We start from the raw sequence: 26419 nt of genomic DNA, 5'->3' as shown, positions 1-26419 counted from the left end.
TATGTTATTTTAAAATGTCCAGCAATTTAAACATTTGCTTGCGCATATTGGACCCCGATCCCGAATAATTATTGACCAATAGTGTATAGGTAAAGGATTGTCCATTTTTATTGGTATGAACGCCCGTATACCCCAGTACACCGCCGATTGTTCCACTCTTCATCTTCATGTCATTGTAGGTCGGTAGACTTTCGTAGAATACAGGATACCAATTTTGCTTTTGTGCATATTGCATGATTTTGTTCATGGCGAGCGTGGTGACTCTATTTTGTGGTGAGAGCCCCGAGCCGTCCATACTTTTGAGTTCGCTTGGCTTGATCCCTAATTTGGCGTTCCAATACTTCTGTATGTAATTGGCCCCATCATCCGTTCTCGTTTTTCCAGCAGTGGTATAGGCAATAGCTTTTAATAGGGCTTCCCCATAGAGGTTGATGCTTTTTTGGTTAAACCAATAGACAATTTTATCCATGGTAGGGGACAGGTGCACATCCAGTGTTTGTTTCTGGGATACGTCTATTGAATCCATCTTCGCACCTGTTGCGGGAGGTTGGATTGCAAGGATGCCCTGTTTGTTGAGACCTTCATTCAGTTGAAAAGCCAAATCATATGCAGGGTCGGGAGAAGCGAGCTCGATGGTTTTCTTTAAATCCTGAGCATAAGTACCGCGGACAAATATCTTGGTAGAATAAGGCGCTGCATAGGCATAGACATTGTCCCCACTGCCTGCTCTGCCTGTTGTGGTTTCATTGGTAATCTGCAGATAGGGAACCTGAACCGTGTAATTGACGATTTCAGCTTTTGCCCCAACTTTGGCCGCCGGACTAAAATCAATTCCAAAAGCATTTTCATGCCAGTTGAGTGATGAAATGCCTGCGCCATAATAATTACCCATATCTGTCCAGATCCATCCCCCAGGGAGTTGATTGCCGTTATAGAGGCGATCATCGGCAATAACTGCTCCATTGATACTTCGTATCCCAGCGTTTTGAATAGCTGCGATCCATTTGTTCAGTACGATAGCTGCTTTGGTTTCCGGGTAGCGGTCGCTGCCCAAGGTAGGGTCACCCGTCCCTGTTACAACGATGTTGCCATTTAGGACACCGGTTTCATCTATGGTGCCAGTATAGTATAAGGTTGTTTTAAATTGATAATTCTTACCCAGAAAATCCAATGCTGTAGCCGCAGTAATCACTTTCATGGTGGAAGCTGTAGCTAGCCCGATATTTTCATTGACAGCATAGATAGACTGTCCTGTCTTTCCGTCAAATACCGTTAAAGAACTAATGCCGTTTTTTACGTTTTCCTGATTTTGAAATTGATTGAATGCATCTTGGATTTTGGCTCGGATATCCTGTGCAACTAAAGAACTCGTCATGCCGGTAAGTGCATAGGTCGATAGTGCAATGGAATATAGTGCAAATTTTTTCATCCGTTTAAATTTGTTTTTCATTTGCGATGAAGCTATCAGATTTACTCATTCCCCTATGTGATTATTCATTCATAATTTGTTTTTTAATTGCATTCATGAACTCGTTTCACTCGGTTTGAATAAATCATGATGGTTTCATTAACATGTAATTTCGTCGGACCTTATGCTGTCCTGTTATTTGATATTCTATATTTAGTGCGATGTGCATATAACTTTAATGTATGCACGTACGCGTTGATTCGTTTGTTTTATTTGGCTTAAAGTTAGGCATTCGACCCTAAAAAATCCTAACTTGCATAAAATTGTATAGACGACATGAAGCATATCGAAAAATTAGCTGCTATTCGTGAGGCTATGAAGATTCAAGGAATCGATGGATATATTATCCCATCATCAGATCCTCATATCAGTGAATATTTACCAGAACGTTACAAATGTATTGCTTGGGCATCAGGGTTTACAGGATCTGCAGGTACCTTGGCTATCACACAAGATTTTGCGGGTCTTTGGACAGATTCCCGTTATTTTGTCCAGGCAGTGGAGCAATTGGAAGGAACCGGTTTTGAATTGGTTAAACTGAAAGTCCAGGCAGCGGCGGAGTATGCGGATTGGTTAGGAGAGAAATTGCATGCAGGAGCGAAAGTTGCTTTTGATGGAAATCTGGCGTCGCTTTTGGTAGCTCAATCTGTCAAAGGCGTGTTGGAGCCCCTGGATATTGAGGTGGATGGTCATGTAGATTTACTAGCTGATTTATGGGCAGGTAGACCAGAGTTGCCAAAAGCGCAGGCCTACTTGTTGCCTGAAAGTACAACAGGACAATCTACCATAGCGAAGATTGAAGCTGTACGGGCTGAAATGAAGAAAAATCGGACCGATGCACATTTAATATCTTCTTTAGATGATCTTGCTTGGCTACTTAATATCCGTGGCCAGGATGTACCTTGCAATCCGGTTGTTTTGGGGTTTGTATTGATCACAACTGATACCGCGACACTCTACATTGAACCGTCAAAGTTGAACGCCGAAACAGTTGCTGAATTAGCAAGCTATGGCGTTGAAATCGCTGCATACGACGATATCTATCAGACGATCGAGACATTGCAGGCAAAAGCTATCTTAATCGACCCAAAACGTACCTGCTTTGCAATGTTTGATAGCGTTCCTGAAAACGTTAAAATAGTAGAAAAGATAAACCCTTCTACGACTTTAAAAGCAATTAAGAATACGATAGAAGTTGAAAATAACAGGCATACTTTTGTAAAAGACGGTGTGGCGCTTACCCGTTTTTTTAAATGGTTGGAAGAGAACGTTACCAGCGAAGAGCTGTCTGAACTTTCCATTGCAGATAAATTACGTGGATTTCGTGAGAGTCAAGAGGGATTTGTTGATGTTTCTTTCACGACAATTGCAGGCTACCTAGATCATGGTGCATTGCCACATTATTCAGCGAATGAGAAATCCAATTATACATTACGCCCAAAGGGCTTGTTGTTGGTGGACTCTGGTGGTCAATACAAAACAGGAACAACAGATATTACACGCGTTGTTTCTCTTGGTGGACTTACCCAAGAGGAAAAAGAAGATTATACCTTGGTGCTGAAAGGCACAATAGAGGGGTCGCAGGCAATTTTTCCTGTAGGCACCCGTGGATATCAAATCGATGCTATTACCCGCCGCCCATTGTGGGAGACCTTGCGCAATTATGGTCATGGCACAGGTCATGGCGTTGGATTTTTCTTAAATGTACATGAAGGACCGCAGACATTTAATGCTGCGGCGATAGATGTTGCTGTTGAACCGGGTATGATTACCTCCATTGAACCTGGTCTATATCGTGTTGGCAAGCACGGTATTCGTATCGAGAATTTGGTGTTGACTCGAAAAGCGGGTTCGTCGGAATTCGGTGATTTCTTGGATTTTGAGACATTGACAATATGTTATATTGCGACAGACTTGATTGAAAAATCCCTGTTGGAAAAAAGACATCTTTTATGGTTGAATAACTATAATCAATGGGTATTTGATCGGTTATCAACGCATCTTTCAAGTGAAGAAAAGAATTGGCTTGCCGAAAAATGTAAGGCGATCTAATAATGTAAATAAAAATAGGAACCTACAAGATACAGGTTCCTATTTTTTGATTCAACTAAGATGAGTTGCTCATATTAAGGGTTTGATAGTATATTCGGGCAAGTTAATAATGTTCTGTGTTAAACGCTTGGAATCCAATGCTTCTGATAATCTTTTAACAGCTCTGTCTCAAAATTTCATATAACAACTCCTTACCAAAAGGTTTCAAGATAAAGTCACTTATAAAAGGATAATTTTCCAGTTGTTCCTGATCACTTTTACTCGTGGAAGAGCTGATAATGAAAATCTTGGTTTGATTAATAAAATCGCTTTTATCTTCTAAAACGTCCATTAGCTCCCAACCTGTCATAAAAGGCATATTGATATCAACAAATAATATCGGTTGCCCCAAAGATGCACTGATATCATGTGTGTCCAAAAAATCCAATGCATCCAATGCATTTTTAAATGGGTAAAATTCAATAGGGTAATCCGAAAATCCCTGAAGCATATAGCCAAAAATAGTGCGTAATATCGCGTTGTCGTCTATGAGGATGATTTTTCTTTTGTTTTCCTGATTCATTACGTTCTTTCTAAAAATTTGACTGAAAAGACACTGCCTTCGTTCGGTTCACTTTGTACATCTATTTTACCCCCCAGTGACTCCACCTGATAGCGTGTGAGAAATAATCCGATACCCTTACTTTCAAAACCACGATGGAAAACTTTCTTGAACATGAAAAGCTGAGATTTGTATTTTGGTAGATTGATGCCCAGTCCATTGTCCCTGACAGTTAGCAATGTGCCATCCTCCACCATGGAAGTACTAATTTCAATATGTGGAGCTTTGTCAGGGGCTGTAAACCGGAGGGAATTGCTGATGAGATTGCTTAGAATGCTCTCCAGATAGATTTTGGGGTAATGAATATGTTTTACATTGAATTCTACTGAAATCGTTGCATTCTTCAATTGTATTTCTTCAATATACTGTTGTTTTACTTTCAGATATACATCGTTGAAATAGCAATTTTCGAATACAAGCGATTTATTTGAACGCAATTCAAGGATCTCGCCCAAGTCGTGTAAAGTCTCGGTGAGTTGTTCACTGCTAATTTTTAAAAGATCTAAAAAATCAGCCTTCACCTTTTCATCTTTCGAAATTTTGAGTTCATCGATGAGCATTGGCATATTGCTCAGGGGCCCCTTTAGATTATGAGCAAGGATATTTGCAAATTCCTCCAATTGTCTGACTTTGGTTTCAAGATCAATTTTAACTAAATCAGATTCTATTTTCTGTCGCTTTAATATCTCGATATTTTTCTTCGATTCGGAAATATCTTGGACCTGAACAATCAGAAACAATGGCATATTGGCATTGTCAAAAACTGCTGCAATGGTGACTGAACACCATACAAAATGCCCTAGTTTATGCCGGTAGCGCCTCTGTATGGTGAAGCTCTCAATTTCACCCTGAATAAGCTTCCTATGGAGTTCAATATCACGTTCAACATCATCTGGGTGTGTGTTGTAAGAGAATTTTATCGTTGACATTTCTTCCTGCGTATAGCCAAGTATTTTTGTCAATGTATGATTAGATTCAATACAATAGCCATCGAGGTTTGTCAATGCAATACCCAAACCAGAGAAATGGAATGCCTGATTGAATTTATGTTCGTTAAATCTTATTTTTTCTGTTGATTCAATCTGTTTAGTAATATCTGAAACTACCAAGGCGACCCGGTTTTGCGTTCGGTGAATGGGCTTTATCTGTAAACTATACCACCTGTCTTTATGCTGTTCGGAGGGAGACTGGAACTCCATTTTAAACTCACGGTCAAGCTTTAATGAGTTTTGGATCAGTTGGATTGTCGGTATGGCTAAGTCTGCCGGGAAAAGTTCGATCAGACTTTTATTCAGAAATTCCTCTGGTGGATAAAATAGCAGGCTCGGATCGTTTGTCCAATAGTTTTTAAATACCCCCATATCGGAGACTTCAAAAACAATATCATTGAGTGAGGCAACCAGTAGTTGAAGCTGATGTTGTTTATCTTTTAATGCCTGATTCTGATTGACAAGCTTGGAGACATCTATGAAAGATAGCAGCAGGCGGCTCTTATTTTCTTCGGTGAATGGAGTAATATGAAATACAAACCACCTAAAGGAGTCTTCTATTGCGATTCCCAAGATTGTTTCCTGATGGACTTGATTGTTGTTAAGAGCGATTTGGAAGGGGGAGTGTTCCGCGCTGAGAGCGGATGCATCCTCGGATGAATAGAATGTGATTAATTCATGGAGCTTTTTGCCCTTGGACTCATTATCGTCTAAGGCTAAAAGTTCACATGCGCGTGAGTTAAGATGTAAAATGGTTCCATCTTCCGAAGTTGTAATCAATCCTTCTAACTCCGAACGTTGCGTTTGAGCGGAAGGTGTAGATAAAGAGTCCCGTTGCAGATGCATTATCCAACAATGTTTAGGATTAATTTACTCATTTATAAGATATGAGACTAGTCTGGTCTCGATTTACAAAATTGGTAACTTTTACCACAAAATAATAAAAAAATATTAAAATAGGTAATTTTTGCATAACGAGTTGCTGGGTAGGGTATTATGTGTAACGCGGAAAAGAACAAAAGGTTTTGGAGGATTTTAAATAAGTCCTTTGTAAAATTAATCCAATCAAAAATGATTTGAAAATATGGATTTAAACTGTTGATTGAGGCTTCATTGAAAAAGAATATAACACAGTTTTTAATTAGTGAAAAAGGACTTATGAAGGCAATAAATACATCATAAGCCCCTTTTTAAATAGTTATTTAATCTAAACAGCTCAATTTTTTGTTTTTTCCAGCCACAGCCAATTAAACCAGAGTGGAAGCTGCTGTTGACTTTTGTACGTTAGGATATATTTACCAGGTTTATCAAATTTTAATGTTCCGATACGTTTTTCTATAAATTCTTCGGTGTAGTTGTTTTCATTTGGTTCGACAACCATTTTGTTAGTCGGTTCAAAACTTCCGTTCAGTTGTTGGCTAGCAATGCCAATTTCGAAGGGGATATTTTCTTTATTGGGATTGTGAGCAGAGAAATCTATCGTATATGTTCCGGCCTCTGTAACCGTTACTTCCCAGTCGATCTTCGTATTTCCTGTAAGGACAGCATGGGTCGGATTCTTCCCATTATAACGTACGATTTTCAGTTCATTGTTGAGGCTATTGGTCGATTTTAGAGAAAAACCACCAAAAGTGGATTCAGGGACAGTATTTTTGTCCAGTTCCAAGGGACCATCAAAGGTCAATTTTACTTCCGAAACATAATGATCCGGTTGATCTACAGGTAGGTCAATATGGATCGAGCTAAGTTTCTGCTCATAGTTCAGGGGAGTCAAACTGCTACCTTTCATCATTGCTATATTGGACGGTTTGGATTTGATACCTGTAATACGAAGTTTGTGATCCAAAGGCCAGTTAAATACATGCGCATAGACAACCGTTTTATTTTGTTCGGTTTTTGTGGTCAGGTAACCCCAGTCAAAATGGTTGTTTTTTAAAGAAAGACCAGTGGCACCATAGATGCTTTTGCCATAGGTATTTAACCAGGATCCTACATCATGTAAACGGTTTACACTTTCGTAAGGAACGGTTCCATCGGCCCTAGGACCAATATTTAGGGTAAATCCGCCATTGAGGCTGACGTTTGAAATCAATGATTGAAAGATCTGGCTTGTTGATTTCCACTCGTTTTCCTGACCATTATATCCCCAAGAGTGGGCAATAGTACCTGGTGTCTCCCAAGGGTGGGCAATATAGTTGCTGCCAAATTGATTGTCACCAAGGGTTTCGAAATCTACATTTTCGGCATCTGTCGGAAGACCTAGGCGTGAATTGATCAGGCAGTTCGGTTGTAGCTCGCGGATCAATTTTACGACCTGAAGTAACTGTTCTTTTTTGATGATGGATTTTTGATAAGGGATCCACATATCAAACCATATCAATGAAATATCGCCGTAGTTGCTCATAAGTTCACGAAGCTGCGGTATTACTTTCTCTTGCCAATACTGGTTGTATTGGGCATCAGTTACATGTCCGGACAGCTCTTGCTGATGATTCCAGCCATAAGGATGTTCCCAATCAATCCAGTGTGAGTAGTAGAAGCCGAGTTTCATGCCATGTTTTTTACAGGCAGCTGCGATTTCTTTGATCACATCGCGGTTTGAGCCACTCAGTTTAGGTAAGCTATAGGTTCCGACTTTGGTATCCCATAGTGCCACACCATCATGATGTTTGGTCGTGATGATCATATATTTCATTCCGGCCTCTTTTGCGAGGAGCACCCATTTTTCCGGATCTATCTTGTTCCAGTCAAAGCGTTTGGCCAAACTGCCATATTCTTCTTTCGATACACGGTTGCGGTAGCGTAACCATTCCGCATAATTATTCATATACCGTAGAGGTTCACCTTTCCACATACCTTCAGCAGCGCTATATAAGCCCCAGTGGATAAACATGCCAAAACGGGCATCTTTAAACCAATACGCCTTTCCATTGTCCTGAGCAAAAAGTCGTATGGAAGCGCTGATCAGCAATAAACATAGAATCGCGATTCCTTTGAGTTGTGGTATCATAAAGGTTGTTGTTGTTTGGATTACAAGATAAGTAAAAAAACAGAATGCTCTATCCAATTCTTTTGGAATAGGGCAAGGTTTGAAAAATAACTTGCTAAATCGAATTTTTATTATGTACATACATTTGAAGACATAAAAAAAATTTATATTTTTATGAAAACCAAAAAAAATATACCGATTAAATAAACTGGAGGCGGGTTTACATTTTGTTAACACGATATTAAAATTGTGATAACCCGTAATTTCTACTTTCGCCACACATTATCAATCATATGAATAAATTTCTAATTCTACCACTGGCGCTTGGGATTGCCTATCAGGGACAAGCATTCCCCGTAAAAAAGCCGTTTTCTTCCATCATCGGAAGCAGTGTCTTTCAGGACCAAATTAAAGGGACAGTTGTCGCGAACAATGGCGTGCCTGTTGCAGGAGTAACCGTTAAAAACGTTCAATCAGGAAAAACAACAGTAACTGATGCAAGGGGGCAATTTCAATTGTCCGCCAAACAAGGCGAAACCTTTCGCTTTAGTTTTGTAGGGTACAAGCCATTGGATCAACAGGTGACAGGTAATAGCCTGTCAGTTACCCTGACCGAAGATGCCAGTCAACTGGAGGAAGTAGTGGTGGTTGGTTATGGTACGCAACGAAAGAGTACAGTCTCTGGTGCTGTTGCTACAACAGATCTGAAAGGTACAAACAGCCGTTCAATGGCAGGGATAGGGGAAGTGCTTCAAGGAAAGACACCGGGTGTTACAGTAACAGCTGAGGGCGGGGATCCGACGTCTAAACCGAGTATCAATATCCGCGGTATGGGCGGTATCAATGGTGAGCAGCCTTTATACGTTGTTGATGGTGTACTCCAGGCAAGAGCCCCAGAGCTCAATCCAAATGATATTCAAGATATCAGTGTGCTGAAAGATGCCGCAGCCGCCGTCTATGGAGCGCGTGCTTCCGGTGGTGTTATCTTGATCACAACAAAAGGTGGCAAGAGTGGTGAATTGAAAATTGATTTTGAAGCTAAATATGGCGTACAGAAGGCGCACAACTTGATCAAAGCGCTGAATGCAGCAGACCGTGCCATGATCTCCAATCAGGCGGCGGACAATGCGGGTGTCGCACGTGACCCAGCTTTTGATGCAAGCAAATATCCGGATGGGCAGATCACCCGTACCGATTGGATAGACGAAATTTTCCGTACGGCGCGTGTACAGGATTATAATCTATCAGCAAGTGCAGGTAATGAGAAGTCTTCTTTCTACACAGGCTTCAACTACCGAAATGCCGAAGGTATATTGATCAATACGTATTCTAAACGGTACAATTTCCGTGTAAATTCACAGACACAGGTGACGCCTTGGTTGAAATTGGGCGAGAATATTTCCTACTCCTTTACCAACGGGCAGGGCGCCAATACAAGTTCCGGCTATACGGGGGCTGTATTATCTGCCATTCACTACCCAAGAAATATATCCGTATATGATGCCGTAGGTAAGTTTTCAGGACTACCGTCGGATCATGGCCCGGGTACCTATGGTGATGTAATTAATCCGGTAGCTTACCTAAGTCGATTGGATGTCAATAACCCCGTACATAACCTATTGATTAATCCCTATATTGAGCTTAAATTGCTTCCTGGATTGAAATTTAAATCAAATTTTGCTTATACGAAGCAATTCACCGATTTCAAGGAATTTACGGCACGTATTCCGGAAATTGGAAAACCCAATATGTCCAATTCCCTCGCCGTTAATACCAATCGTCTGACAGATATCTTGACTGAGCAGACATTGACCTACGAAAAAGATTTTGGTCTACACCATTTCGACGCCCTAGCAGGATATATGTATCAAAAGACTACGGAAAACTATAGTAATGTGGTGGGTGAAAATTTCGATGATGAAGCCAAAAACTACCGTTACTTAGTCAATGCTGGACGAATTAAACCTATCGAAGATGGTAAGCTTGAGCAAGCTTTAATTTCTTACCTCTTACGTGCAAACTACAACTACGACAATCGTTATATGTTGACCTTGATTGGTCGTCGCGATGGTACTTCATTGGTGGCAAAAGATAACAGGTTCCAAAATTACGGTTCTATTTCTGGAGCTTGGGCAATCCATCGTGAGGCATTTCTTTCGGATTCCGAAGTAATTAATACCTTGAAATTAAGAGGAAGTTATGGTATTTTAGGTAATCTGGGTTCGTTGACTTCTACGGCTGTAAGTCCTTTATTACAGCGTGTAGACAATTGGGTTGGTAAAATACCAACGTTAATGCCTGGATACGTTGAAAAAATCATGGGCAATCCTATATTGACATGGGCGCAGTCGAAGCAGACGAATATTGGTTTAGATATTGGTGTATTAAATAATCGTTTGACTCTGAATGCGGATTATTTCGTTAAGCGGACAGATCGGATGTTGATGGACATCGCATTGGCAGGGACAACTGGTTTGCAAACCAAAACTGTCAATGGTGGACGTGTTACGGACAAAGGAATTGAACTTGCTGTGACCTATAGCAGTAAATCAGATGCAGCTTTTCAATATGATATTTCAGCTTCAGTCAATAAGATCTCCAATAATGTAGATTATTTAATTGACGAATTTCCAAAAATAACCTCGCAGGTTGACTATCGCGGCATACTGAAACCTTTGTTGACGGAGCCGGGGCAGCCACTGTATTCGTATTATGGATTGGAAACTGCGGGTCTATTTAGATCCAATCAGGAGGCTGAGCAGTATAAAGGCAGTACTGGAACAAAAATACAACCTAACGCCCAAGCTGGGGATATGAAATTTGTCGACCAAAATGGTGATGGTAAAATCGATGACAAAGACCGTGTGTTTTTAGGAAGTGCCTATCCGGATTTTAACTACGGTGTAACCTTCAATGGTAGTTACAAGAACTTTGATGTCAATATCTTTTTCCAGGGTGTACAAGGGAATAAGTTGTTCAATACCTTGAAATATACAGGTTTAAATGCGGCTTCTGGACAACCTTACAATATGTTTGAAGAGATCAAGAATGCGTATTCAGAGAGCAATCCAAATTCAAATATACCGCGTGTATCCGTAAAAGATCCGAATGGTAACTTCTCCAACGTATCGGATTTCTATGTGGAAAATGGATCGTATCTACGTTTAAAAAACCTTGTTGTAGGGTATACGCTGCCAAAGGAGCTGACTCAAAAATATAAGTTGCAGAAATTACGATTCTTTGCTTCGGCAACCAATCTGTTCACGGTAACGAAATACACAGGAATGGATCCTGAGGTAGGAATGAACAATTATGGTGTGGATGCGGGCCGTTATCCGCAGTCGCGTACATTTATGTTGGGAGCAGCTGTCACTTTTTAATCTCAAATTTGGATAAAATGAAGGATGATATAGGTTTTTCAAATCGGTGAACCGAATGACTAAACTTGATTGTCCTGTGAATATTTAAAAAATACTCCAATGAAAAAAATAACTCGAAATATATGTTTTGCCCTGCTTTTAGGAAGCGTGGGAATGTCTTTTCAATCTTGTACCAACAAATTGGATATCCTGCCAGAGGGAGCTCCTTCAAAGGCAAGTTTTTGGAAAACAAAAGAAGATGCGATAAAAGGGGCCAATGGGCTCTATTACCTCTATGATGAAGAAGATTTCTATGGTCGTGGATTTGCATGGTTCCTGAATGCCAGCGACGATATGGTCACCGGGAGGAACAATGCGCAGGCAGAGAATATCCGTACGTTTAACGGCAATTACATCGGTGGCGGCTATACAGAATCACAATGGCAAATGCGTTATGCGATTATCAAGCAGGCCAATGATATCTTGCGTTATGTTCCTTCGATTTCCATGGATGAAGCGTTAAAGAAACGTATCTTGGGTGAAGCTAATTTTAATGCGGGCTATATGTACTTTCAGTTGGCTGTGAATTATGCGGACGAACGGGCTGGTGTGCCTATTGTCACCGTTGAAAATATGGACAACGAAAAGGCGACACCTAGAGCGGCCAATATCGAAGAAAATTATCGTCATATTGAAAAGTTGCTGAAAGAGGCTGCTGATCAGCTGCCTTTTTTCAATGAATTGGAAGAAGCGGATTATGGCCGTGCGCATAAGGTAGCGGCATGGGCTGTGCTTTCCAAAATGTACTTGTATAAGAAGGATTATAAAAATGCGATCCTTTATGCCGATATGGTGATCAATCAAGGTAAACGCGGGCTTGCACCTACTTTTAAAGATGTCTTTAAAGCGGCAAATAACTGGGGCCCTGAATATATCTGGTCTGTCACAAGTACAGCAGCAGGTACAGATGGCTGGGGATCGATTTTACCCGGTGTTATGCTGACCAATGGTGCCTGGGGATTTTACAATGGCTGGGGGTATTATATGCCGACAAAGGAACTTTATGATTCTTATGAAGCGGGTGATGAACGTCGTGAAGCAACTATTCTAAAACCGGGCGATAAATTTGTTTTCTTTGGCAAGGAGCGGATATTCGAACCGGCAAGTTCAGCAACCTGTGACATGCAGTTCAATAAGTATATGGAACCTTTCTCGCACACTGATCCAGTAAAAACTGGGCATGTGAGTCCCAATGGAAATCATATGGCTACAGATCTAAATGTGCCTTTGATCCGTTTTGCAGAGATATTGTTAATTAAAGCGGAAGCTTCGATTATGCTTAATGGTAGCGGTGCTGGAGATAAAGAGCTTAATATGATCCGTAAACGTGCCAACCTTCTCGAAAAGACAGGGATGACATTGACTGATCTGAAACGCGAACGCCGTAATGAATTAGCTGGTGAGTTTTCAGACCGTCACCGTGATTTAGTGCGCTGGGGCGATGCTGAGGCAACTTATGCCAAGCCGCTTCATACCTATGCGATGAAGAATGGTTCAGGCATGCCGGTTGAGTTTGCGGGTCGTAAATTTGATCCAAAAACTCACCACGTGTGGGCGGTACCACGTAGGGAAGTGGATAATAGTGCAGGTCTGATTAAACAGAATCAAGGATGGTAAAAGTTCTAAAAGTCTCCCGAAATAAACTGGGAGGCTTATTGCTAATCGCTGGCTTGTGTGGAGGACCTTTAGGGGCTTCCGCACAAACACTCAATGAGAAATTTGAGCAGCTGATGTTCAACCGTGAAAAAGGACAGGCGGGGGCGATCAACTATGCTGGACATAGTCATAACGATTATTGGCAGAGTCAGCCTTTCTACACAGCCTATTATGCGGGAATGCAATCCATTGAAGCGGATATTTTTCTGCGCAATGGTAAATTGATGGTTGCGCATGATGCAAAGGAAATCAAAACGGAGAATACGCTCAATGCACTTTATCTGGATCCTGTGGCTGCACTATATCGCAAAAATGGCGGAACAGCCTTTGCTGACAAAGCAAAAAAGCTACAGTTGCTTATCGACGTCAAAGAAAACTATAAACAGGTATTGCCAATTCTTGTCAAAGCGCTTGAACAATATGGAGATCTGTTCAATCCGCTTAAAAATACCAATGGGGTTAAAGTAATCGTAACAGGCGGGAGACCTAAGCCAGATGGATTTAAGGATTATCCCAAATGGCTGTTTTTTGATGGTGAAGTCAATTGGAGCTACGATGCAGCAAGCCTGGCGCAGACCGGATTGATCAGTGCGGATCTAAAGGATTATACGGACTGGAACGGTAAGGGATTGCCCGAAAATATTCCGGCCATCAAAAAGGCGGTCGCCAAGGCAGATTCACTGGGACTCCGTTTTCGTTTTTACGGAACACACGACAGTCCCAATGCCTGGCAGCAGCTTATTAATCTCGGCGTGTACTGGATCAATACCGATCATCCCAAGACCTTAGAATTATTTCTTGATCAGCGTGAACGGTCATCTTTCCAATCGGTAAAACCACAGGCGATCTATACACCGAGTTTTCAATATGACGGTCAGGACCGTAAGGTGAAGCGGATTCTGCTTTTGATTGGGGACGGAATGGGGCTGGCCGCTGTAAAAGCAGCGACATTGGCCAATGGTGGCGCGCTCAATATGACACAGATCAAAACAGTCGGACTTTCACAGACCGAGGCATTGAATTCGGACAATACCGACTCCGCTGCCGGAGGTTCAGCCATCGCTGTAGGGCGGAAAGTAAATAACCGCGCAATTGCTGTCGATTCAAACGGTAAGCCATTGCCCAGCGTAGCTGCAGTGCTGGCCGATCAGGGATGGAAAACAGGAGTGATCAGCATCGGTGATGTGACAGACGCCACTCCCGCAGTATTCTATGCCCATCAGCAGGAACGGAATGAGAGCGAATCCATTTTAGGACAGTTCCAACATTCCACAGTGGATTTTATTTTGGGCGGAAAACCCGGCTGGTTGCAGAAGAGAAGTGACTGGAAAGGATACGCTGGTGTTTCGATTGTAAAAGATCAGATCGATCAATCCAGTGGTAAGCAGATTGTCTTCCTGTCGGACGAACTTCTTAAGCCTGTGAAAGATGGTCGATCAACGATTTTAAAACAATCCATGCTGGATGGCATAAAGTTTCTGTCCCGCGATGATAAACCATTCTTTCTGATGGCAGAGTCTGCGCAGATTGACTATGCCGGCCATGCGAATGACCTCAAATATTCGGTCATGGAAACATTGGATCTTGACAAAACTGTCGAAGAAGCCCTAAAGTTGGCCGATCAGGATCCAGAGATGCTGGTTGTTGTAACTGCAGATCATGAAACCGGCGGACTTACATTGCTGGATTCTGACCGTAAATCAGGACGTGTGATGGTTAATTTTAGCAGCAACGATCATACGAATGCGTTCGTTCCAGTATTTGCTTATGGAGCCCGCTCGTTCTTATTTCGGGGGGTATACGATAATACAGCTATTTTCCATAAACTACTGGAAGCTGTGAAGTAAAAGTTTTAATTTCCTTTACACTTTTCACCCCGTTTGTGTGTCAAATCACAACGGGGCTTTTTTTTGATACCTTAAGTACTTCTGCTCATGCACATGAGATTACTCCTTGTACTCTTTTCCGGTATAGATGTCTATGTGATAATAATTATCTTCATTTCCTTTGCCTTTTACCCGCACCAGACCACTTGGGTTGATCGTATCGTAGTTTTTTGTACCGATCTGCTGTTTTGTTTTATTATTGTACAAGGTAAAAGGACCGTCTTTTTGCATCTGTAAGGCAAAGATCTGTCGTCGGCCATTCAAGATATCAATATGCTGAAAATTTGGCGCTAGATCCCATGTTTTGGTCTTAGCATTCCAGAGGCCCATCGTTGGATCCTGTTCACCTTTTTTGACGTTGATAAGATATAATGCTTCTGTTTGATAAACATAATTTATTTTTCCCGTTTTCCAATCTTTTTCAAGGGCGTTCTTTGTAAATAACATATGCTTATCCGGCCAGACCAGATAACCTACCTGATCCAAAATAAAGAAATCCTTGACGTTGATCTCATCCAATAAATTACCATCCTTGTCAAGATACAGCCAGTCATAAGCCCATACCTCGTGGTCATAATTAAATCTTCCCAGAATAAAGTAAGGCGAATTGTTGACAGAATATACGAGAGAAACTTCTTTCAGAAAAGCGATCTGTTCGGTGGTAGCCTGTTTGATTTGTTTTGGCAAAGCTTTCTCATATTGCGGGAAAACATAGATGGCACCTGTGTTGTTGTCTTTTAACAATTTGGGCACTGTTGGTTTATAGCGATCCTGATTGATGGAATCCAACTGTAAGGGCTGGCCGTTCCAGAGCAAATCTATTTTATCCACACCGACTAGATTGGAAAAAATAGGCTGCTTATGTTGAATATCGTAGATTTCAAAACGATTTTCAGCAGGAGGAATATATCGGCCATTTTCCAAAATCATATCAATTTTTGTACTAAGCTTTTTTAGATACTGATTTTTTAGTTCATAAAGGTTCCCATTTAGGACAAAATGTTTATCATCCAAATGGTATGCATCCGAATTGTATTCGTTTTCGTCATAGGGAATATCTTTGTCCAACAGGATCTGATCGGTTTCAAGCACACGGATTTCTACCTTAACATAGGGTGCTGTTTTTTTTACACCACCACCCATGATATTCCAGTTCCAGTTCCAGAAAGGCAGTTTTTTCTCATGCTCCCGACGTTTCATGAGTAGCGTCACCTGACCTAGTGGTTGTAGCCCAAGATCGGTATCAGAATAATGTTCTATAAAATCTCCCTTTGAATTAATTAAAGCCTGCTGGTTCTTCTCATTGGAGACGATAGCGTAACCAGTTGGGGTAAAGGGTTCGGCCCCGTAGAATTTTTGTGTCAGCTGCTGCTGGAGCGAACTGTCCACATAGACGAATTGTTTGTCCTTGGTCTGCATCGGAATCCAATGGATAGATTCCAAGGATGGATTTATGGTAGACTCTTGTGCACAGGCTGTCATACAAAGAATAGTTATTAAACCTACTAATACTGATTTGATCATCTTTTTTCTTTTTAATTGAAAGCGTTCACTGTTAAAGGAGCAACAAAAAGTTTCGTATATGCTCATTGTGCCAATGCAACGCTTTATGATGGGATTCATGCAAAATGCTGTGATCCTGAGGCTAAAGTAGACGAAAATAGCCTTTGGAAAAATAGCCGAATTCAGTGATTATGAAGCGACTTGATCAATTGTAATATTAGGAAGTTGGGGCCTTTTGACAGTGTGTTATTTTTTCGATGAGCCGATTAGAATTTGAAATTGGCATAAGCGTGTGACCGCAAAAAAGTATATGTCTATTGCGAGGACCTCAAAAGCTACTGCAACAAGGGATCTACAATACCTGCAGGAGCAAGGTATATTAGAACAAATTGGGTTTGGAAGATCAGTACATTATAAACTTATACTTAGTTAGACGACCGGTTCTAAAATAATAGATTTAAACTATATCATTATTTCTTCTTTACCGGAACAAGTTCTGCATCTCCCTCCTTGGGTCGGTACCAGTACTTGTTGCCCAGATCATCTTCAAAATCGTGGTTTACTTCTGCTTTATCTACACTTCTGAAACTTTTGACATCGGGGCCTTCAAAGATTTTATCACCGACGAAAATATGTCTGGCATCTTTGGCGACAGCGCGCCTAAGAACTTCAAAAGTTTTTGGGTCTGCCTCTGTCAGGAGCTGTTCATTATAATAAATATGATTTTTGTCTCTGGACCAAAAAGAGTTTCCACCAATTCCTTCCAATATTTTAAAACTGTCGGCATCAACATCAGCGAATTCAAATTTCTTTCCTTCAATGAGCACTAATTGATCAATGATTACCGTTTTTCTATCAAGTAATTTAATTTTATTGGTCGAAGGCAAAGTCGTTTCAAGTACACCGATACCCTGATATGGCTGGTAATAAAGTAATTTTTTACCATCCAAAATGATGTATTCATTGTTAAGTACATCAATCTTATCCGTTGTGTAATTGAGCGGATTGATACTTTTCTGAGTGACCACATAAAGCCTATTTTGGTCTTTTACAAAATTTTCATTTAAAATTTTAAATGAAGCGTAGTCAACAGCTAATGGTTGGGCATTGTAGAAATAATGTGATTTATCTTTAGATAGGGATGGGATTGTATCATATAAGGTAATATACGTTTCGGGATCCGCACCTGTCACGACGGTAAGCTGTTGTTTGCTACATGCTCCTGTAGCTGATGGAGAGCCATTGAAATCGAATACGTGAGACTGATCGATGGGAATCTTTCCTTTCAATCGAAAGGTCTTTGCATCAACGAATTGTTGTGGACAACCCATAAAATAGATATTGTCTTTATCACGTGCATAGACGCCTTTGATCACAGAAAAACTATTTACATCTGCTTCCGTCTTTCTTGAACCGCGTTCAAAACCATTACCTCCGGGGATAAAATAGATCGCTCCACTTTTTTTATAATAGTCTTCAGACAAAGGGCTGACCTGCTCTTTGCAGGAGAAGAACAAGCCAATGCATGTGCTGATAATTCCCATTTTAAAAATATTTTTCATACTCTCCTTTCTATGATTTGCTCCTGATGATGTATTCCTACTCCTGGATATAATGGACAGCAAAATCAATCCAATCAGGGACGGATTCATCCAAATAGATATCTGGCTGTACGCCAATATTGTCAATGGGGTATTGCGGTAGCCGTGCCGACCTGTAGGTTGGCAAAAACAGTTGATAATTATCGCAGCCAAATTTAAACTCCCGTATGGATCCATAATCCAGTGCACCCATACTAGGCGTGCCCATAATCTTTACTTTTTTGCTTTGACGGCAGCTGAATAAGAAATTTTCACCTGAACTGGCCACATTTCTGTTGGCTAGAATAATAACTTGGGTCGGGCTTTTCTTATTGAGTGCTATCGTATCGATAAGTACTTTTTTATCACCATAGAGTACAAATTTTCCGATATTATCTTTGTATTCTTTTAGATCGTTCTCGATCTTTTTCGCTTCCGCAATGGAGTCCAGCCCCTGTTTTATATTCTTAAGGGCATAATCACGGAGGCCATTGACTAGGGTATGGGTAGCAAAAAATTCAACACTCATAATCCGTATCGGATTTGTCAGGACATAGGGTAAAATGGGTTGGTATACATCATCCGTTCCACCACCGTTATTTCGGATATCGATAATCAGTCCCTTACTATGTTCAATCTGTTCCTTATGTTTTGCTATTAAATCCTTTACCGGAGCGATATTTTCATAAGCAAAACTGCCGATCTTAATATAGAAAACCTCGGGATTAATTGCTTTGGCCATCACTTCTTCTTCAAGCTCAGCCGGATTCACCGTAGGTTCGGGGACTTTTTTCTGTGTTGCAGTCAATGATCTTAAAACAATGTGCTCATCCTGAAAAAAATCGAGATACTCCTGCAAAAGAGCTGTGCACGCTTCGTTTTTTGCGTTGAGACTTTTTTTATTCAGAATATTCTTTTTGGCTTGGTATAAATCGTTGTGACGTTTTACCTTTTCCGGAAAGCCCGGATATTCTGTTTCGATTTTACTGATTAATTGTTTGAGTGCCTGTGAACAGTTGCAGTTGGTCTGACCGAATATCGGATAGATCAGAAATGAAATACAAAAGAATAAAAGTATTTGTTTTAAGGTCATTTGTCGGTTTGTTAGACGCTATACTTCTTATATAATGGTACTATTTTAATTTGCTATAAAAATATGATACATTAACATCGCATTCGATAGAGGTTTACGATTCGCTTATGGCTATTTATGATTCGTTTATGATAAATTGCAAAACCTGATGATCTTCAATTCCCGTTCTCGCAATCTACCCTTAAACATAACAATAATTTAATAAATATTATCCTATTCGCAGGAATAGAAAAAAAGGGAACAACAAAATCGGATAAAGCAGCCCTGTTGTACTGGCTAAGTAAAGATCAAGTATCTCATTAGGGATGATACCATATTTTGAGCGGGGCTAAATACGCCCTAAAGGAGCGATAGGAACCTATAGTGAAAGAGACGTATGCTACTCATAGAGAAACTATGTTATTCTAAAAAACATTTGTATAAGATATTTTTAATTATTACATTTGTATATATAATCTATATATTTGTATTGTAATGGTGTTTTCTTGAATAACATGATGCACCAGTATCTTATCTGTCTCTTTGTCGGCAAACAGATTAGCTATATTTCACAAGTACATTTGAAATTTCGATACGATTTTTTATGTTGATTGCCGACCTTTCCTAAAATAAACCAAGGTGCAAACGCGAATGCATTTTACCTGTTGATTTTCTATTTAATCACCTTGGTAGTCACTTCTGTTTTTTTTCCAATATAGCTATTGTTTTTTTACAATAATAGGTTTTAACCATTTGTTGTTCAGTAGGCTATATGTTGTAGAATTTTATATTCATTAAGTCATTATTATGGAAATTAATAATCAATTGATCATAGACCGTTTAGCTCAACGTATGGATCTCGATCGGGTTTATCTCGTTAAATATCAGTTTTTGGATCAAGAATATCAGCACTTAGTTTTAACGCTTAAACCCGTGAGTGGACTTTCGCATAAGATATTAAAACCTATTGTGGAATTATGTCTGTTGGATCAGGAACGTATTTCATTTGAATTGATTTTTACCCCTGAACTGAAAAACAAGATCAAGATGGGAAGTTTATTCTATTGTTATGCGGCTTTAGCCAAGCATGAGATTTTTAGTTCTGGTGAGAACAATACCGCAATGAGTAAACCGAAAGAGATAAGGGGTATACTGGATCTCTCTGATAAGCATTACCAAAAAGTGCAGGCTGCTTCCGCGGAATTTTTACAGGCGGCACAGACATTTGCCGATACGGCAAACTATCTCCGTGCATTATATATGGTTCATCAGAGTATGGAAAGCCATTTAAGATTGCTGCAAGTGATGGTGGAAGCCAAAGGAAATAATGTACACAGTCTGGACAGTAGAATAAGAAGCCTTGACACGCACTTCTCGATGTTTAAAAAAGTATTTATGGGTGAAGGCGATGAAGAGAAAGAGCGCTTCCGCTTATTGGATACTTCCTTTAATGCTGTCAATCAAAATAAAGATCTGGAGATTTCCGCTATAGCAGCCTCACAGTTATACGATCATTGTGCAGTTATGCAAACGGCGATAGAAAAACTCTTCCGTTACTTTATGCAGGAATTGCAGGCCGAATACGAAAAGAATATAGCGACTGAAGCTGCCATCCAAGCTGAGCTAGCAAAGACTAAACTGGCGAAAGAAGAAAAAGTTAAAATAGCACAACAGGAAACGCTGGTCGCTGCATCTACTTTTCACGCATTCCCCTGGCCTGAACAGTATCAGTCGGATATACAGCAGCTTCTCTATCAGATTCGCAGGGACAATCAGGCTGAACAGATGATGTTGCTCAATTATTATGTGAGTAAAACTCATGGAAAGGGGTTATTCGACTATCCCCTAAAAGATGTTGGAAGCGTCAGCATTTACTTGGTTGTTATAAAAAAATGGGTTGGACAATGTTACTTCCGTAAAGTTTCTTTTGGTCGGGCGACAGCAGTTATTTCATTTTTAAGCAGCAGCTTTATCGCAGCGAAATTAAATATAGGAAGTCGCTTTTCGCAAACGATCTGGAATGACTCTGTTGTCCTTTACCGCAATCCGGGCTATAAGCCAACCTATTCGCTAACTCCTGTAAATTGGCCCGACACCCTATTTAAAACGACAAATGTCTGGATACGTAATGCAAAGCTCATGCACGATATGCTGGCCATATTTTCTGATGCTCGCCCTTCGAGCAAGCAATTGGCGGTGCTGTTGTTAAATCAGTTGATCCTGATCGGAATACATAGCTACCTCTACCTACGGATCGGTTACACGCCAATGAATGCAACGTTGGAGGAGTTGGTGGAATGGAGCTGTATCTGTGATAAAAAAGTAAGCGATTTTTTTACCTCAAATGAACCTTCTGAAGCCCTATTGTACCAGGAGCTATTAAAAGATATGAAAGGGCGGGTATATGAGCTGCCTCCTGAATTGGACCAGCTGGAAATGGAGTATTTTAAATCCAACGCTAGTCGGATTATAGCCTTTTTTGCTGACCTATGTGAGCAGAGTTTAAGGTATATGGAAATGAAATCGGGAATTAAAATAAATTGAAGCTCACAATAAAAGGCTAGATGCTCATCTAGGTATGGTAGACTTATAAAATTAAACCATTATAACTAAACATAAACCAATGAAAAATGAAATAGATGTAACGATACCATGGCAAAATAAGCAAGAAAAATCTCTGTCTATCGTCTATCTGAAAAGATTTTTTAACGAAAAATCTGCAAGATTAACTTGGGATTTTAAGATAATTCTAGAAGAGAGTGTGTTTAATAATAGGTATGTGTTCGAGAGTTTGTGTAAGGGAAATATTCGTGTCCTGATCACGTTGACCGCCGATCATTTGAAAGTAAATTGTTCATGTGGGAAAATGGACGCGACATTATGTGAACATGTCTATGGTTTATTGCGTGAAAAATTAGGTGGGAATAAATATTATTTTTCTCATTTATACGATCCAAAATGGTTTTTACCCCATCCTGACCAACGAGAACTATTTGGTCTATCTATTAAGGATGAACATAAGAGAATAACGAAAATTGAAATCAAAGCGGCAGCCGAATATGGGAGCATTTATGGTTTTCATGCGCCATCGGAATTATGTCACGTGGCTAGTAATAAAATATCTTCAATCGACCCTTCAATTTGTAAATCGGAAGGCAAATTTATTTTTGCAATTCCGATTAATAATACGATTGATCAACTACCTTTTTTTCTTCCATTTTTAAGTGGAGAAAAGAAAAAAGATGTTTTTAAAGAAAGCTATCTATTAAAAGATGACATGCCGCATCCCGGACGTCTTACATGCCATGAAATGATGCTTGATGCAGTCGCAAAGAAGTTGTTGCAGCTAGGAGCTTCTGCATTTAACATGATCAGACCAAATGAACTTTCAAGCGTTGAACAAAATGAACGGGATTATCAAATAATGGATTTATGGAGGGATCTCATTTCAAATCAATTGTGTCATGATGAAGTGACCTTTTTCTATTCCCATACGAATAATTTCGGTCTAAGACACTACCAATTCCGATATAGCTCTGCTTTCAATCAATCATATAAATTGAAAATTGCGAATGGCGACTTTAAGCTTAAGATTCAAGTAGTGGAGAATCAAAAAGGTTTATTGATGGAGCTACTGGCCTATTATAAAGGTAATTTGTTAAAGAAAATCAAGTTTTTGAGCGATGTGCATAGTTTCTTTGTGGAATTAGGTACCAAAAATGTACTTTTTATTGACGATATGCAAGTCGGAAAATTGCTGAATCAATTTAGACATTCCGCATTCAAAATTTTTGTGTTGCGCCAAGACATTCCTAAATTTTACGAAGAGCTATTGTGTCCAATAGCTCAGCACCTCCCGATAGCCTATAAAAATGAAACGCTTAAAGATCATGCCGCAATTAAAAAGACAATTGAGGAGACGAAAATATTAGAGGTATCGCTTCAGGATGATCTACTGCTCTTGAAAGCATCCATAGATTTTGGGACAGTTAGCCTACCAATTGTTGAGATGCCAAGCACAACTATTTTAACTTATGATGATAATGAAATTTGCGTTCAAGAGCGAAATGTAGAAGAGGAACTCATCTTTAGCAATTTTATCAAAAATCAACACGAATCTTTTGAAGAACAGGTTTCCGCTCATACTTGGGAGCTGCGAACATCCCTAATTTCCCGAACAAATTGGATAAATAATCTTCGAAAGGCATGTCAAGATCATCAGATAACGCTTAAACTTACGGGATTAGTTAAAGGATCTAGTTACTATCCTTTCTCTTTAAAATGGGAAGTGGTGGAACTGAAGTCTCAATCAAATTTATTATATATCAACATAAAATTTAAACTGGGGAAATTAGTATTAGAACCGAGTCAGTTTGAGCAGTATTTATTTGAAAGGAAAAATTGGTTCAAGATCAATAATGGAGACCATATCTATATCAGCGATTCTTTGAAATCCCTTTTTATCCCCTTATTTGCTCAGGCACGTGTAGAAGATCCATACATTATTTTGACTTCAGCTCAATTGATCTCTTTTCAAACACAATTAGAAAAAATAGATCCCAAGATTATTAATGATAGTACAAGAGAACGGCGAGATAAATTAGCCAATATGACCGAAATTCCTTTATTAGATGTTCCGGATACTGTCAAAGCAACGTTGCGACCCTATCAGAGGGTTGGTTTTAGTTGGATGGGATTCCTCCAAGAATTTCAATGGGGTGGTATTCTGGCGGATGATATGGGACTTGGAAAAACATTACAAGTAATTACTTTATTGGAATACTATTATCAAAATAATCCAGACGCAGACCCTTCCATTGTTATTGTTCCTAATTCATTGCTATTCAATTGGCAAAATGAAATTGAAAAATTTGCTCCGGAACGAAGTTATTATGTTTATCATGGTATGAAAAGAAAGGACCAAGAGACATTAGCAAAAGCATCAATTGTGCTGACAACCTATGGGACAGCGATGACAGACTTTTCCTTTCTTCAATCTCAATCATTCAGTTATATGATTTTGGATGAATCTCAGATGGTAAAAAATCGAAATTCTAAACGGTTCGAATACCTTTTCTCCATTAAAGCGTTATTTCGAATTGCGATGACGGGCACGCCAATTGAAAATGGTATTCAGGACATCTATGCACAAATGACTATGGTTAATCCCGGCTTTTTTGGGAATTACAGAAATTTTAATAAAATGTTTAAGTCTATGGGAGAGGGGGAGGAAGTCGATACGCCACTCATGAATTTGCAAAAGATGATTGCTCCATTTATTCTGAGGAGAACCAAAAAGCAGGTCGCAATAGATTTACCAGATAAAACGGAGACTATTCTGTATTTGGATATGCAAGACGGACAACGGAGAATCTATGATAACTATCGTAAAAAATATCGAGAGGAAATTGAAGAAAATTTAAACCGAGAAGACTCTTCAAAATCCAAATTCTTGGCCATAGAGGCATTACAGAAATTAAGACAGCTGTGTAATTCACCCGTATTAATGAAAGATGACGGTTTAGCCAATGAATCTATCAAATTGGATTTTATTGATGAAATCATGGAAGAAGTAGCTCCCAATCATAAGATTCTTCTTTTTTCATCCTATACTTCTATGCTCAAACTCGTCGGTCAACGGATCGAAAAGTACAATATAGGGTACACCTATCTCGATGGTAGGATGAACCAGGAGCAACGGCAATCAGCGGTTGAAACATTTCAAAATGAAGATGCATGCCGTGTTTTTCTGATCAGCCTAAAAGCTGGTGGAACGGGCTTAAATCTTACTGCTGCGGACTACGTTTACATTTTGGATCCTTGGTGGAATCCACAGGCTGAAGCTCAGGCAATAGATCGTTGTTATCGCATTGGTCAAGATAAACATGTGATGGCTTATAAGATTGTTTGCCGGGATTCTGTCGAAGAAGGGATTTTGGAACTTCAAGAAAGTAAAAAACGAGTGGCTGAAGGAGTGATTTTGGATGAAGCCAACCTAATGAAGTCTATTAGCAAAGAAGAACTGCTTAAATTATTTGAGTAACCAATTATAAACTTAATTTATGAATACCGAATCTACAATAAAAACTTCCTGCTCCGGAATGATGTATTCACATGATTTCCAACTTTGGTATACCTATCTCAAGCGGCGGATAGAAAAAGAGTGGCGACCCGAAGAGCTTTCATTCTTACTGGGCAAGCCCGATCATGCCTATCTCGATTTTGAGAAAATGTTTCAGGTCCGAAATTTTTTAACACAAGAATCGCCCCTTCTTGATCGGATATATGCAAGCTCATGGATCGAAGGGATGGAATTCCATCGAGAAGAATATGAAGTTTCTCAAGAGCGTCTGGTACGTATTAAAATCGAAGAGGATGAGGTGAAATGGAGTTATTCCATTGAAGTGCCTTGGACCTTTTTAACGGGTAAAAAAAAGCTTCCTGCGCCAGAATTACAATTTGAAGAATGGAAAGCTGAGAAAGATCTTCAACTTGAATCGGATGCCATGCTCCATGTCCGACAAAAACTGGAAGCATTACTGGAGAATAATTACTTTGAAAATGGTGCCACAGCGTTGCAGATATTTCGGCAGGTCGAGCGTACCGGTCTTGTTCATTTACAGATTTTCCCTCGACATCTCAAAAATGTCCTGTATAGCTTTATTCAACAAAACAAACTCGTTGTTAGAAATATCGAAAACAGTTATTCTTTTTTATTGCCAGATTTTCAGTAAGCTAGCCACAAACAGTATTTATTAAATGGCTGGCGTTTAGTAAAAAAAACAATCATTATATTTATCCCAATGTATACAATGATTCCTGGCAATAGAAGATTAATATTACCAGCCATCCTAAAAGGGGTGGCTGGTACGATTTTTATTTTTGTCGTTTTGACTGTCATTTCTTATCAGAATGATCTACCTGTGGATGGCAAATTAACAATAGGATTTCCTTGGGAATTTTATTCAAGCGGGACAGGCTACAATGTCGAAAGCGATGAAAATACCAGTTTCGAAAATTTTGAACCACTCAAACTGACCGGTAATATCCTTTTTGCAGTAGTTGTGTATATGCTGTTGCGGTTGTTGCTTCGCGCGCGCTTTGCTAAGAAGAGGAGCTAAGTGCTTTCATTATTGTTATCCTTTTGTTAAGCCAATATTGTTTGCTAACTCGGTTTAGTTAAAAACTATTAACCTTTTATTGA

General features: G+C 39.7%; 16 protein-coding genes. 9 read left to right on the top strand and 7 right to left on the bottom strand.

Going from position 1 to position 26419, the window contains the following annotated elements; all coding sequences use genetic code 11:
- Positions 1–4: 4 nt before the first annotated feature.
- Positions 5–1429: a D-alanyl-D-alanine carboxypeptidase/D-alanyl-D-alanine-endopeptidase gene (gene dacB / locus OGI71_RS16885; RefSeq protein WP_282250444.1), complete on the bottom strand. Its 1425-nt coding sequence runs from the start codon at positions 1427–1429 to the stop codon at positions 5–7.
- A gap of 315 nt (positions 1430–1744) precedes the next feature.
- Here dacB and OGI71_RS16880 point away from each other — a divergent pair, with 315 nt between their 5' ends.
- Positions 1745–3520, top strand: coding sequence for an aminopeptidase P family protein (locus tag OGI71_RS16880; protein ID WP_282250443.1), 1776 nt, complete (start codon positions 1745–1747; stop codon positions 3518–3520).
- A gap of 154 nt (positions 3521–3674) precedes the next feature.
- On the opposite strand, the gene OGI71_RS16875 is transcribed toward OGI71_RS16880, so the two are convergent.
- The 3 genes from OGI71_RS16875 to OGI71_RS16865 form a co-directional block, all read right to left on the bottom strand.
- Positions 3675–4082 (bottom strand): response regulator, encoded by a 408-nt coding sequence (locus tag OGI71_RS16875; protein ID WP_282250442.1) that lies wholly within the window; start codon positions 4080–4082, stop codon positions 3675–3677.
- Positions 4082–5956: a PAS domain S-box protein gene (locus tag OGI71_RS16870; RefSeq protein WP_282250441.1), complete on the bottom strand. Its 1875-nt coding sequence runs from the start codon at positions 5954–5956 to the stop codon at positions 4082–4084. The genes OGI71_RS16875 and OGI71_RS16870 overlap by 1 nt, the downstream gene beginning before the upstream one ends.
- A 370-nt stretch (positions 5957–6326) precedes the next feature.
- Positions 6327–8120: an alpha-L-fucosidase gene (locus OGI71_RS16865; RefSeq protein ID WP_282250440.1), complete on the bottom strand. Its 1794-nt coding sequence runs from the start codon at positions 8118–8120 to the stop codon at positions 6327–6329.
- Between the two features lie 272 nt (positions 8121–8392).
- Here OGI71_RS16865 and OGI71_RS16860 point away from each other — a divergent pair, with 272 nt between their 5' ends.
- From OGI71_RS16860 to OGI71_RS16850, 3 genes are all read left to right on the top strand, one after another.
- A complete protein-coding gene (locus tag OGI71_RS16860; RefSeq protein WP_282250439.1) occupies positions 8393–11479 on the top strand; it encodes a TonB-dependent receptor in 3087 nt (1028 codons plus the stop codon).
- A 99-nt stretch (positions 11480–11578) separates the two neighbouring features.
- Positions 11579–13135 carry a RagB/SusD family nutrient uptake outer membrane protein gene (locus OGI71_RS16855; RefSeq protein ID WP_282250438.1) on the top strand — a complete coding sequence of 519 codons (1557 nt, stop codon included), beginning with the start codon at positions 11579–11581 and terminating at the stop codon, positions 13133–13135.
- The gene (locus tag OGI71_RS16850) at positions 13129–15021 is read left to right on the top strand and encodes an alkaline phosphatase (protein WP_282250437.1); all 1893 of its coding nucleotides are present in this window, start codon (positions 13129–13131) and stop codon (positions 15019–15021) included. Before OGI71_RS16855 ends, OGI71_RS16850 begins: the two co-directional genes overlap by 7 nt.
- 99 nt (positions 15022–15120) lie before the next feature.
- Here the strand turns inward: OGI71_RS16850 and OGI71_RS16845 are convergent, their stop codons facing one another.
- A complete protein-coding gene (locus OGI71_RS16845) occupies positions 15121–16584 on the bottom strand; it encodes a hypothetical protein (RefSeq protein ID WP_282250436.1) in 1464 nt (487 codons plus the stop codon).
- Between the two features lie 271 nt (positions 16585–16855).
- Here OGI71_RS16845 and OGI71_RS16840 point away from each other — a divergent pair, with 271 nt between their 5' ends.
- Entirely contained in the window at positions 16856–16996 is a 141-nt protein-coding gene (locus OGI71_RS16840; RefSeq protein WP_282250435.1) for a DeoR family transcriptional regulator, read from the top strand.
- Positions 16997–17033: 37 nt separating this feature from the next.
- On the opposite strand, the gene OGI71_RS16835 is transcribed toward OGI71_RS16840, so the two are convergent.
- Both OGI71_RS16835 and OGI71_RS16830 read right to left on the bottom strand, forming a co-directional pair.
- Positions 17034–18125, bottom strand: coding sequence for a DKNYY domain-containing protein (locus OGI71_RS16835; protein WP_282250434.1), 1092 nt, complete (start codon positions 18123–18125; stop codon positions 17034–17036).
- Positions 18126–18162: 37 nt separating this feature from the next.
- On the bottom strand, positions 18163–19236 hold the full coding sequence (locus OGI71_RS16830; RefSeq protein ID WP_282250433.1) for a S41 family peptidase: 1074 nt from the start codon (positions 19234–19236) through the stop codon (positions 18163–18165).
- A 786-nt stretch (positions 19237–20022) separates the two neighbouring features.
- On the opposite strand from OGI71_RS16830, the gene OGI71_RS16825 reads away from it, so the two are divergent.
- The 4 genes from OGI71_RS16825 to OGI71_RS16810 all read left to right on the top strand — a co-directional run bounded on the left by OGI71_RS16825 (position 20023) and on the right by OGI71_RS16810 (position 26336).
- The gene (locus OGI71_RS16825; RefSeq protein WP_282250432.1) at positions 20023–21759 is read left to right on the top strand and encodes a hypothetical protein; all 1737 of its coding nucleotides are present in this window, start codon (positions 20023–20025) and stop codon (positions 21757–21759) included.
- 79 nt (positions 21760–21838) lie between these two features.
- Positions 21839–25258, top strand: a complete 3420-nt coding sequence (locus tag OGI71_RS16820; RefSeq protein WP_282250431.1) for a DEAD/DEAH box helicase — start codon at positions 21839–21841, stop codon at positions 25256–25258.
- Positions 25259–25277: 19 nt separating this feature from the next.
- Positions 25278–25949 carry a hypothetical protein gene (locus OGI71_RS16815; protein WP_282250430.1) on the top strand — a complete coding sequence of 224 codons (672 nt, stop codon included), beginning with the start codon at positions 25278–25280 and terminating at the stop codon, positions 25947–25949.
- Positions 25950–26018: 69 nt separating this feature from the next.
- Complete coding sequence (locus OGI71_RS16810) at positions 26019–26336, top strand: hypothetical protein (RefSeq protein ID WP_282250429.1); 318 nt, start codon at positions 26019–26021, stop codon at positions 26334–26336.
- Positions 26337–26419: the final 83 nt, after the last annotated feature.

It is taken from the genome of Sphingobacterium sp. ML3W (assembly GCF_029542085.1).
Taxonomy (GTDB): domain Bacteria; phylum Bacteroidota; class Bacteroidia; order Sphingobacteriales; family Sphingobacteriaceae; genus Sphingobacterium.
This window is presented reverse-complemented; position numbering and strand designations above follow the sequence as displayed.